The sequence below is a fragment of the Vibrio sp. TRT 1302 genome (genome assembly GCF_050113875.1).
In the GTDB taxonomy this organism is placed as follows: Bacteria; Pseudomonadota; Gammaproteobacteria; order Enterobacterales; family Vibrionaceae; genus Vibrio.
On record NZ_JBNJOF010000014.1, the window covers coordinates 87978 to 99178 of the forward strand.

Annotated in this window: 9 protein-coding genes; all 9 read left to right on the forward strand. The window is 45.9% G+C overall.

The genetic code is table 11. The features are described from left to right. The first annotated feature begins 99 nt into the window (after positions 1 to 99). The 9 genes from flgF (at position 100) to ACQEXP_RS15535 (ending at position 10978) form a co-directional block, all read left to right on the forward strand. Positions 100 to 849, forward strand: a complete 750-nt coding sequence (gene flgF / locus ACQEXP_RS15495) for a flagellar basal-body rod protein FlgF (RefSeq protein ID WP_138971525.1) — start codon at positions 100 to 102, stop codon at positions 847 to 849. Between the two features lie 19 nt (positions 850 to 868). After that, on the forward strand, positions 869 to 1657 hold the full coding sequence (gene flgG, locus ACQEXP_RS15500; protein WP_006881569.1) for a flagellar basal-body rod protein FlgG: 789 nt from the start codon (positions 869 to 871) through the stop codon (positions 1655 to 1657). Between the two features lie 15 nt (positions 1658 to 1672). Further along, the gene (gene flgH, locus ACQEXP_RS15505) at positions 1673 to 2452 is read left to right on the forward strand and encodes a flagellar basal body L-ring protein FlgH (RefSeq protein ID WP_269378009.1); all 780 of its coding nucleotides are present in this window, start codon (positions 1673 to 1675) and stop codon (positions 2450 to 2452) included. A gap of 67 nt (positions 2453 to 2519) precedes the next feature. Then, entirely contained in the window at positions 2520 to 3611 is a 1092-nt protein-coding gene (locus ACQEXP_RS15510) for a flagellar basal body P-ring protein FlgI (RefSeq protein ID WP_269378008.1), read from the forward strand. 10 nt (positions 3612 to 3621) lie between these two features. Continuing rightward, positions 3622 to 4536 carry a flagellar assembly peptidoglycan hydrolase FlgJ gene (gene flgJ / locus ACQEXP_RS15515; RefSeq protein ID WP_269378007.1) on the forward strand — a complete coding sequence of 305 codons (915 nt, stop codon included), beginning with the start codon at positions 3622 to 3624 and terminating at the stop codon, positions 4534 to 4536. Between the two features lie 221 nt (positions 4537 to 4757). Next, positions 4758 to 6632, forward strand: coding sequence for a flagellar hook-associated protein FlgK (flgK, locus tag ACQEXP_RS15520; protein WP_269378006.1), 1875 nt, complete (start codon positions 4758 to 4760; stop codon positions 6630 to 6632). Between the two features lie 10 nt (positions 6633 to 6642). Continuing rightward, positions 6643 to 7836 carry a flagellar hook-associated protein FlgL gene (gene flgL / locus ACQEXP_RS15525; protein WP_426970832.1) on the forward strand — a complete coding sequence of 398 codons (1194 nt, stop codon included), beginning with the start codon at positions 6643 to 6645 and terminating at the stop codon, positions 7834 to 7836. A 370-nt stretch (positions 7837 to 8206) separates the two neighbouring features. Next, positions 8207 to 9352, forward strand: a complete 1146-nt coding sequence (locus ACQEXP_RS15530) for a flagellin (RefSeq protein WP_269378004.1) — start codon at positions 8207 to 8209, stop codon at positions 9350 to 9352. Between the two features lie 492 nt (positions 9353 to 9844). Then, positions 9845 to 10978, forward strand: coding sequence for a flagellin (locus ACQEXP_RS15535; RefSeq protein ID WP_426970834.1), 1134 nt, complete (start codon positions 9845 to 9847; stop codon positions 10976 to 10978). Positions 10979 to 11201: the final 223 nt, after the last annotated feature.

Below are 11201 nucleotides of genomic sequence, written 5' to 3' on the forward strand. Positions count from 1 at the left end.
TTTTGCCGCTTTTGGTTTAATTTCTTGATAATAAAGATAAATTAATATTGGCACATAAGTTGCTTTCATTGATCTGAATTGTGATTTTTGGAGCAAATTATGGATCGTGCACTGTTTCTAGCGATGAGCGGAGCCAAGCAGAATATGCAAGCGCTACAGCTTAGAGCAAACAACTTGGCGAACGTCAGTACCACGGGCTTCCGTGCTGATTTGGCGCAAGCTCGTTCAATGCAAGCATATGGCGATGGTTTACCAAGCCGCGTGTTTAGCATGACTGAACGTCCGGGACATAATTTTCAACAAGGTAGCGTGATCACGACAGGACGAGATCTCGACGTTACGATCCAAGGTCAAGGCTGGATGTCGGTTCTAGATAAAACTGGCAAAGAAGGTCTAACACGTGATGGCAACTTAAAAGTTGACGTTAACGGTATGTTGGTGAGTGGCAACGGCAATCTTGTTCTTGGTGAAGCAGGCGCGCCAATTACTCTGCCAATTCCAGTCAGCAAAATTGAAATCGGCAACGATGGCACCATCTCGGTTGTTCCTCAAGGAGCTCCAGCAGATGCAATAGAAATCGTTGATCGAATCAAGCTCACGAGCACCAATAATCAATCACTATTCAAAGATGTAAACGGCTTGTTCCGTGCAAAAGATCCTAATGCGGCATACGAAGCGGATGCCGGTGTAAAACTGCTCACAGGCGCAATTGAAGGCAGTAACGTCAATGCAATTGGCGAGATGACTAGCCTGATTGACTTGCAACGTCAGTTTGAAATGCAAGTGAAAATGATGAGCACCGCAGAAGATATGGACAAAGCGTCTGACTCTCTGCTTCGTATGAGCTAACAAATTTTAGGAGAAGGTTATGCATCCGGCACTATGGGTAAGTAAGACTGGCTTAGACGCTCAGCAAACCAATATTTCAACAATTTCAAACAACTTGGCTAACGCATCAACGGTAGGTTACAAAAAGAGCCGCGCCGTTTTTGAAGACTTGTTCTACCAGAACATCAATCAGCCAGGTGGTCAGTCATCGCAAAATACAGAACTGCCAAGCGGCCTGATGTTAGGCGCGGGTTCTAAAGTAGTGGCGACGCAAAAAGTTCACACTCAGGGTAACACTCAAACAACGAACAACAGTCTCGATATGATGATTGAGGGTGATGGTTTCTTCCAGATCCTGATGCCAGATGGCAACATCGGTTATACACGTAACGGTCAGTTCACCGTCAATGATGAAGGCGTTATTGTTACCTCTGGTGCGGGTTACGCCCTTGAGCCAGAAATTGCCATCCCAGAGGACGCGATTAGCGTCACGATCGGTACCGACGGTGAAGTGTCAGTTCGCGTGCGAGGCCAGCAAGATAACCAAGTGGTTGGTCAGATTGCGACGGTAGATTTCGTCAACCCAGGTGGTTTAGAGCCTATTGGTCAAAACTTATACCTACCGACAGGTGCGAGTGGTGATCCACAAGAAGGTGTTCCTGGTTTCGACGGTTTCGGTGAAGTAAGACAGTCAATGTTGGAAACATCAAACGTCAACGTGACGGAAGAGCTGGTCAATATGATCGAAGCTCAGCGTGTTTATGAAATGAACTCCAAAGTCATCTCTGCGGTAGACAAGATGATGAGCTTTGTTAACCAGCAGCTTTAATTTAGGGATAGGGCAATGAATCGATTACTCGCACTTTTCGCTCTTACAGTTGTTTCGGGCTGTACTATGCTTGAGCCACCGATTGAAACTCCTGATGTCGTTCAAGGAACCACAACCGTTGACGCGGTCGAAGGGGACAAATCGAATGACGAAAATGCAGGCGTTATCGATACATTGCGCGGTCGAGCTGATCCTGTTGCGGGGGACCCTGCATGGGCACCAATACATCCGACACATCGTCCTGAGCATTATGCGGCGGAAACGGGATCGCTGTTTAACATGGCTCAAACTACCAGCCTATATGACGATTCCAAACCACGCGGTATTGGCGATATCATCACGGTTACGTTAGATGAAAGCACTAAAGCGGCAAAAAGCTCTGACGCAGATCTATCTAAAAACAATGATGCGTCGATGGATCCACTAGAAGTGGGTGGTCAGCAACTTAACATTGGTGACTACAACTTTTCGTACAATTTAAGCAACGACAATAAATTCAGTGGCAGTGCCGCGGCAAATCAAAGTAACAGCATTTCTGGTTCAATTACAGTTGAAGTGATTGAAGTGCTGGCGAACGGCAACTTGGTCATACGTGGTGAGAAGTGGCTGACACTTAATACTGGCGATGAATATATCCGACTCAGCGGAACGATTCGCCCTGATGACATTGATTACGACAACACTATTGCGTCAAACCGCATATCAAACGCAAGAATTCAGTACTCGGGTACAGGAACGCAGCAAGATATGCAAGAGCCAGGTTTCTTGGCACGATTCTTTAATGTATCTCTCTAAATCCATCTGATGCCGCTTTTTTGGCACGATAGTAAAGATGGCATAGAGTTAGAGTAAAGGTATGGTCATGAAAAAGTTGTTTCTCCTATTTACAAGCTTGTTGGTCCTCGCGACTTCAGCGCAGGCAGCACGTATCAAAGACGTTGCTCAGGTCGCTGGTGTTCGTAGCAACCAACTGGTCGGTTACGGTCTGGTTACAGGTCTGCCAGGTACTGGAGAATCAACTCCCTTTACCGATCAGAGCTTTAACGCCATGTTGCAGAACTTTGGTATTCAGATGCCACCAGGTACGAAGCCGAAAAGTAAAAACGTGGCTGCCGTTATCGTTACCGCTGAACTGCCTGCATTTTCTAAGCAAGGACAAACCATCGACGTGACGGTCTCTTCAATTGGATCGGCAAAAAGCTTACGTGGCGGTACCTTAATGCAGACGATGCTAAAGGGTCTCGACGGGCAAATTTATGCCGTTGCCCAAGGCAATTTGGTCGTGAGCGGTTTTAGTGCCTCGGGTGCGGATGGTTCGAAAATTGTTGGGAATAATCCAGCAGCAGGTATGATTTCGAACGGCGCGATGGTCGAACGTGAAATACCAACCCCATTTAGCCGTGGCGACTACATTACCTTTAACTTGCTTGAATCAGATTTTACAACTGCACAGCGTATGGCTGATGCGGTAAATAACTTCCTTGGTCCTCAAACGGCATCGGCGGTCGATGCAACTTCCGTCAAAGTTCGTGCACCTCGTGATGTTACACAACGCGTTGCTTACCTATCTGCGATTGAGAACATTGAGTTTGACCCAGCAGACGGCTCCGCAAAAATCATTGTTAACTCGCGCACTGGCACTATCGTGGTTGGTAAGCATGTACGACTTAAACCAGCGGCAGTCACTCACGGCGGCATGACAGTGGCGATTAAAGAAAACCTGAATGTTAGCCAACCTAATGCTTTTGGTGGTGGTGAGACGGTTGTCGTACCGGATACTGACATTGAAGTCACCGAAGAGCAGGGCAAGATGTTTAAGTTTGAGCCAGGTCTGACGCTCGATGATCTCGTTCGCGCGGTGAACGAAGTTGGCGCTGCTCCTTCGGATTTAATGGCAATCCTTCAAGCACTCAAACAAGCGGGTGCAATCGAAGGCCAACTCATTGTTATCTAAGGAGTAGAACATGATTAACAACGGTAATGACATCGGTTTTATTCATGATATCGCTAACCTAGATAAACTGCGTAAGAAAGCGGTTGAAGGTGATGAGGGTAGTGAAAAAGAAGCGCTCGCCGCTGCCGCGAAACAGTTCGAAGCTATCTTTACTAACATGCTATTTAAGTCAATGCGTGACGCTAACTCCACATTTGAGTCTGGCTTGATGGATAGCCAAAACCAACAATTCTATCGTCAGATGATGGATGAGCAGATGGCGAGTGAATTGAGTGCATCAGGTTCTCTGGGCTTAGCCGATATGATTGTCGCTCAGTTGACTTCCGGTAAGGTTGAAAACCAGAACGCCAACGCACGCAACGCTGATTTTGAGACAATGATGGAAAGAGTCGATCGTATCCGTCAACAGCAAGCGAATACCGCTTCAGCGCCAACCGCAGTTTCTGCAACTAAAGAGCCTTCTCGATTTGACTCGCCTGAGTCGTTTGTCGCATCAATGAAACCTTATGCAGAGAAAGCCGCTCGTGCATTAGGCATTGATTCTTCATTGCTGCTTGCTCAAGCCGCACTTGAAACGGGCTGGGGTCAAAAGGTTGTGAACAACGCGGCCGGCAGCAGTAATAACCTGTTCAATATTAAAGCTGACCGTAGCTGGTCAGGTGACCGTGTTGCGACACAAACTCTTGAGTACCATCAAGGGGTGCCAGTCAAAGAACATGCAGCATTTCGCTCTTATCAAAGTTATGAAGAGAGCTTTAACGATTATGTTCGTTTTCTCAATCAAAACCCTCGTTACACCACGGCACTTCGCCATGGTGGAAACAATGAAGAGTTTATCCGTGGCATTCATCAAGCTGGCTATGCGACCGATCCTCGTTATGCCGATAAGGTGCTGAGCGTTAAGGCTCGTATCGATCAAATGTAACCCGCGCTTCATGAATCTAAAACTAGAGGCCATCAAGCATCTTTTAAGGTGCTAATCTGAACATAATAGGCTAGGGTTGACTGCATTCGTTAACCCCGCCAAGTTTCTCGCCACTCGCCACTCGCCACTCGCCACTCGCGCTTCACCTTTGGCACACATATTGCAAATCTTAATTCAGATATTCGGTTAACACTGATTTTTAAAGGTTTCTTGGGGGCAATATGGCGTCTGATCTTCTGAATCTTGGTTCGCAAAGCGTACTGACGGCTCAGAGACAACTCAACACCACTGGTCATAACATCTCTAATGTAAATACAGAGGGTTACAGCCGTCAGTCGGTGATACAAGGCACAAACATGCCACGCCAATACGGTGGGGAAACCTACGGTATGGGTGTCCATGTGGAAAAAGTTCGCCGCTCTTGGGATCAGTTTGCCGTCAATGAACTCAATGTCTCTACCACTAACTATGCGCATAAAGTCGATGACGAAGGCAATTTAGAGATGCTATCTAGCATGCTCTCTTCAGTGGCATCGAAAAAAATTCCTGAAAATCTTAATGAATGGTTCGATGGAGTGAAATCACTCGCAGACAGCCCGAATGATGTGGGTGCACGTAAGGTTGTGTTAGAGAAAGCGAATCTGATTACGCAAAACCTGAATGATTTTCATGAAACCATCCGTCGCCAATCCGATGTCACCAATAAAAAACTCGAGCTCGGCATAGAACGTGTCAATCAACTTGCTTTGGAAATTAGAGACTTACACCGATTAATGATGCGTACACCTGGGCCACACAATGACTTGATGGATACCCATGAAAAACTGGTCGCGGAACTGTCTGAGTACACCAAGGTAACGGTCACGCCACGTAAAAACGCTGAAGGTTTCAATATTCACATTGGTAATGGACACACCCTCGTTTCAGGAACTGAAGCGAGTGAACTCAAGATGATTGATGGTTATCCAGATGTTCATCAGCGTCGTCTTGCCATGATTGAAGGTAAAGGTATCAAGGCGATTACCACCAAGGATATTGATGGCAAAATCGGAGCTATGCTCTCGATGCGCGACGAGAAAATTCCTCAATTGATGGATGAGTTAGGACGATTAGCCACTTCATTCTCATACGAAGTCAACAAGCTCCAATCTCAAGGTCTTGATTTAAGAGGCAACATTGGTGGCCTAATGTTTACCGATGTGAACTCGGATGTGGTGGCAAAGTCTAGGGTCGTGACGTCATCGAATTCAAGTGCTGATGTTGCGGTGTTTATTGAAGATACCAGCAAGTTAGTTGGTGGTGAGTACTCTCTGCAATACACGGGTGGGGATTACTACATAACGCGTCCTTCTGGAGAGCAATTTATTGTTCCCGTTGTCGACAATGCCATCACACTTGACGGTATCCGTATCGATATTCGTAAGGATCTAGAGTCTGGAGAGCGCGTTCTGTTGAGACCAACTCGAAGTGGCGCGGCACAGATGAAGATGGCAACGAATGACCCAAGTGATATTGCCGCACAAAGTTATGAAGCATCCACAACCTTTGCTCAAGGCAAGGCGAAGTTCAGTATTGAACAAGCAGGTGCATTACGTGAGTTTGAAGTCATCATCTCACCGGACGGCAAACAGTTTGCCGTTACTGACACCAAAGGCAATGTACTGCTTGAGCCACGAGACTACCCACCATCGGGTGTCGTGACAGTTCAGGGCACCTCATTTGAGTTGACCGATGGTGCGTTGCCGAATGACAAGTTTACGGCAAACCTTGTCCCTTCAGAAGGTGACAACGGCAACTTGCTAAAAATGCAAAATATCCAGACGGATAAAAAGCTCAATGATGGCGAATCGACCATTCTGGATATTTATCACAACCTCAATACAAACGTTGGTTTGCAGATGTCGACCGCTTCAAGGCTGACAGATGTGTCGCGCTTGGAAAAAGAAGCTGCGCAGGAACGTGTAGCGTCGATTTCTGGCGTTAACCTCGATGAGGAAGCGGCCAACATGATGAAGTTCCAGCAAGCGTATATGGCTTCTTCACGCATCATGCAGGCGGCAAATGATACCTTTAACACCATTCTGGCGTTGAGATAAGGAGGCATAAATGATGAACCGTATTTCTAGCTTCCATAACTATCAATCAGTACAGAATGATTTGCGTCGTTCCGAAGCGAAAGTCCACCATAATCAGGCGCAGTTAGCGTCGGGTAAAAAGTTAATGAAAGCCAGTGATGATCCACTGGCAACGCATTACATCCAAAACATTGGTCAGCAAAAAGAGCAATTGCGTCAGTTTACTGATGCGATTGTGTTGACTCGCAATCGTCTAGAGCACCATGAGGTCATTATCTCCAATGCGGAACAGTTTGCTGATGAAGCGAAACGCACGGTGATGGAAATGATCAATGGTGCCTTGTCACCAGAAGACCGATTAGCGAAGCGTAGAGAGATCCAAGAGATTGCTAATAACTTCCTCAACTTGGTCAATGTTCAAGATGAGTCCGGCAACTATATCTTTGCCGGTACTAAACCTAAAAACCAACCATTCTTCCGTGATAAGGATGGAGAGGTGGTGTACGCAGGCGATGACTATCAACGCAAGATGAAGATCTCCAACAGCTTAGAAATGCCGATCAATGATCCAGGCAGCAAGCTATTTATGGAAATAGACAATCCATTTGGTGATTTTGAACCTAAGTACAACCTAAAAGACGCATCGGAACTGTTACTAGAGCGCGCGATCAACATTAATCCAGACGATCTGTCGACCTATAAAGTCACTTTTGTCGATATGCCCGACGGCAAATACGGATACCAGTTGGAACGTGATGGTTCAGTTGTTAAAGCGGACACCTTTGACCCTGCCAAAGGCATTCAATACGAAGGCGTGAAAATTCAGGTCAAAGGTCAGATTACGAAAGGTGATGAGATCACCTTAGAGCCGAGACGTACCTTCAGTGTATTTGAAACGTTTAAAGATGCGATGGAATATTCGCGAGGTTCGGTATCAGACGCATCCAACACAGCTCAGTTACATCAGATCACACAAGAGTTCCATGCCGCTTTCATTCATTTGAACAAGGCGCGCACGGACGTGGGTGCAAGGCTAAATACGCTTGATATCCAAGAAGAGCAGCATGATGACTTCAAAATGACCTTAGCTAAATCAAAAAGTAATTTTGAAGATCTGGATTATGCAGAAGCGATTATCGAATTCAACGAGAACTCGCGAGCACTACAAGCGTCACAACAAGCGTTTGGTAAAACCAAAGACTTAACACTATTTAACTACATCTAATCTCAATGCCTTATGCGCTATGCCATAAGTGCGAGATAGATGTAGTTTGCCAGCAAAACGAAACCACGATGAGTGGCAAGTCAGGTGGCAAAAGAGCGGCAACAGGGTTGCCGCAGGCGGTGAGTGTAATTTGTTCAATTAGGATGATTTGCAACCACCACATTCAAGTTGCTAATAAATAAGGATAAATAAATTTATTTTCCGGATTTTTAAAATTGGCACACAACTTGAATCAGTTAACTAAGAGTTAAACAAATAAGTTTTAAGCAGGTAATCGATCTGCTTAGCAAGGCATTTACGGTCAGTGCTTCCAAATGAGACAAAGCTGGCCGCTTCGCAAGCACTTGCGAACTCAATAGGAGAGCAAACTATGACCATTACAGTAAATACTAACGTTTCGGCGATGACAGCCCAGCGTTACCTAAACAAAGCAACGGGTGATCTGAATACCTCTATGGAGCGTTTGTCTTCTGGTCAACAGATCAACAGTGCAAAAGATGATGCGGCTGGCCTACAGATTTCGAACCGATTAACGGCTCAGTCTCGCGGTCTTGACGTAGCAATGCGTAATGCCAACGACGGTATTTCTATTGCACAGACAGCTGAAGGTGCAATGAATGAGTCAACATCGATTCTTCAACGTATCCGTGACTTGTCACTACAATCAGCAAACGGTACTAACTCTGCGTCAGAGCGCCAAGCTCTGCATGAAGAAGTAGCGGCACTGCAAGATGAATTAAACCGTATCGCGGAAACAACCTCATTTGGTGGTCGTAAATTGCTGAATGGTTCGTTTGGCGAAGCGTCATTCCAGATCGGTGCAAGTTCAGGTGAAGCGATCATCATGGGCCTAACCAGTGTACGTGCAGACGATTTCCGTATGGGCGGACAGACTTTTATCTCTGACGCTGAGAAAGCGAAAGACAAAGACTGGGGTGTACCAAGCGCAGCAAAAGATTTGAAGTTTGAGTTCACGACGAAAGATGGTGAAGCCGTGACACTCGATATTATCGCTAAAGAAGGCGACGACATTGAAGAGCTTGCTACTTATATCAACGGTCAAACAGACAAGTTTAAAGCGTCAGTAGACCAAGATGGAAGACTGCAGATCTTTGCCGCTGAGCCTAACTTAGAGGGTAACCTGAACATCTCAGGTGGTCTTGCGAGTGAACTTGGCCTAAACGGTGGTCCTGGTGTGCAAACAACAGTACAGAACATCGATGTTCGTTCGGTTGGTGGCGCTCAAAACGCGGTAGGTATTGTTGATGCGGCACTTAAGTACGTAGATTCACAACGTGCTGATTTAGGTGCGAAACAAAACCGTCTCAGCCACAGCATCAACAACTTGGCCAACATCCAAGAAAACGTAGAAGCATCGAACAGTCGAATCCGCGATACTGATTTCGCGAAAGAGACTACGGCGATGACAAAAGCACAAATTCTGCAACAAGCAGGTACTTCAATACTTGCTCAAGCAAAACAGTTGCCAAACTCTGCAATGTCACTATTGCAGTAGTGGTCAACCTCTTCACTAACGTAAACCTAGACGTAGGGTTAGTGGAAGTTTGACGGCAAACATAGGTGATTAGGTAATGGAGTTCTCTCTCTCACCTGCTCCATCACTGGAGTCACCTATGTAGCGCGGCAGCCAGGCTGTGATCATTTCTCTCGATCTCCATATTGGCATTGGCTACCAAATAGCCCCGGTTCTCTCAAAGGAAAAGGGGCTTTTCTTTTGCCTAAAGAAAACTATCTTCAAATTCCTTCCCTCGACAACGAAAACGCGCATTATCGGCTGAAGTGCCTATTTCTTTAGCAATTAAGTTCATATCTGCTAACCGCATCAATCTGCCACTGTTAACCCCATTTTTTTATAGAAATTGACCAAATAGCTCTAAAGTTAATCAGATTAACGTCGCTAATAAGGTTACTTTGAGAGAACTAATTGGTTTGCCGAGACGTCGGAAACCTTTACCTCCGGTCTACGGAAATCAATAGGAGAACCACTATGGCGGTTAATGTAAATACAAACGTCGCGGCAATGACAGCACAACGCTACTTAAATAGCGCTTCTAATGCTCAACAAGCGTCGATGGAAAGACTTTCATCCGGTTTTAAGATCAACAGCGCAAAAGATGACGCTGCGGGTCTACAAATTTCTAACCGTTTGAATGTACAAAGCCGAGGTTTAGACGTCGCAGTACGTAACGCAAACGATGGTATTTCGATGGCACAAACAGCAGAAGGTGCCATGAACGAAACAACCAACATCCTACAACGTATGCGTGATCTATCACTTCAATCAGCAAACGGCTCTAACTCTAAGTCTGAGCGTGTAGCGATTCAAGAAGAGATCACAGCACTGAATGACGAACTTAACCGTATCGCAGAAACAACCTCTTTTGGTGGTAACAAGCTACTGAATGGTACGTTCGCGACTAAGTCCTTCCAAATTGGTGCGGACAACGGTGAAGCCGTTATGCTTACCATGAACAATATGCGTAGCGATAACGCTATGATGGGTGGTAACAGTTACGTGGCAGCAAATGGTCAAGGTAAAGACTGGGCAGTGCAGAGTGGGGCAAATGACCTTACAATCACGCTAACTGACAAGTTTGGACAAGAGCAAAACGTCGCGATTAACGCAAAAGCTGGTGACGACATCGAAGAGCTAGCGACTTACATCAATGGTCAAACTGATCTTGTTAAAGCGTCAGTCGATCAAGATGGCAAGCTACAGCTATTTACGGATAATAACCGCGTTGAAGGCGTTGCAACCTTTGGTGGTAGCTTAGCGGGCGAACTAAGTATCGGTGAAGCTAAAGCGGTTACCGTTGACACGATCGATGTAACGTCGGTTGGTGGTGCACAAGAATCGGTAGCGATTGTCGATGCGGCTCTTAAATTTGTTGATAGCCACCGTGCAGAACTGGGTGCGTTCCAGAACCGTTTCAACCATGCAATCAATAACTTAGATAACATTAACGAAAATGTGAATGCGTCTAAGAGCCGAATTAAGGATACAGACTTCGCGAAAGAGACGACAGCTCTAACGAAATCTCAGATCCTTACTCAGGCTTCGAGCTCTGTTCTTGCTCAAGCAAAGCAAGCGCCCAACTCAGCGTTGGGGCTTTTAGGCTAAGAAAGTAATTTCTAAGCAAATTTAAAAGTCATGACTCTAAGCAAAAAATCCAGCCTCGGCTGGATTTTTTTATCTCTCGACATCATTCTTCGCCCCCATTTTCTATAGGGCAGATAAAACAAAACCCAGCTAAAAGCTGGGTTCTATAAAGAATGGTGCGGAAAGAGAGACTTGAACTCTCACACCTTGCGGCGCCAGAACCTAAATCTGGTGCGTCTACCAA

Coding starts and splice junctions, on each gene's coding strand:
- flgF (WP_138971525.1), top strand. CDS start 100: ATGGATCGTGCACTGTTTCTAGCGATGAGCGGAGCCAAGCAGAATATG.
- flgG (WP_006881569.1), top strand. CDS start 869: ATGCATCCGGCACTATGGGTAAGTAAGACTGGCTTAGACGCTCAGCAA.
- flgH (WP_269378009.1), top strand. CDS start 1,673: ATGAATCGATTACTCGCACTTTTCGCTCTTACAGTTGTTTCGGGCTGT.
- ACQEXP_RS15510 (WP_269378008.1), top strand. CDS start 2,520: ATGAAAAAGTTGTTTCTCCTATTTACAAGCTTGTTGGTCCTCGCGACT.
- flgJ (WP_269378007.1), top strand. CDS start 3,622: ATGATTAACAACGGTAATGACATCGGTTTTATTCATGATATCGCTAAC.
- flgK (WP_269378006.1), top strand. CDS start 4,758: ATGGCGTCTGATCTTCTGAATCTTGGTTCGCAAAGCGTACTGACGGCT.
- flgL (WP_426970832.1), top strand. CDS start 6,643: ATGATGAACCGTATTTCTAGCTTCCATAACTATCAATCAGTACAGAAT.
- ACQEXP_RS15530 (WP_269378004.1), top strand. CDS start 8,207: ATGACCATTACAGTAAATACTAACGTTTCGGCGATGACAGCCCAGCGT.
- ACQEXP_RS15535 (WP_426970834.1), top strand. CDS start 9,845: ATGGCGGTTAATGTAAATACAAACGTCGCGGCAATGACAGCACAACGC.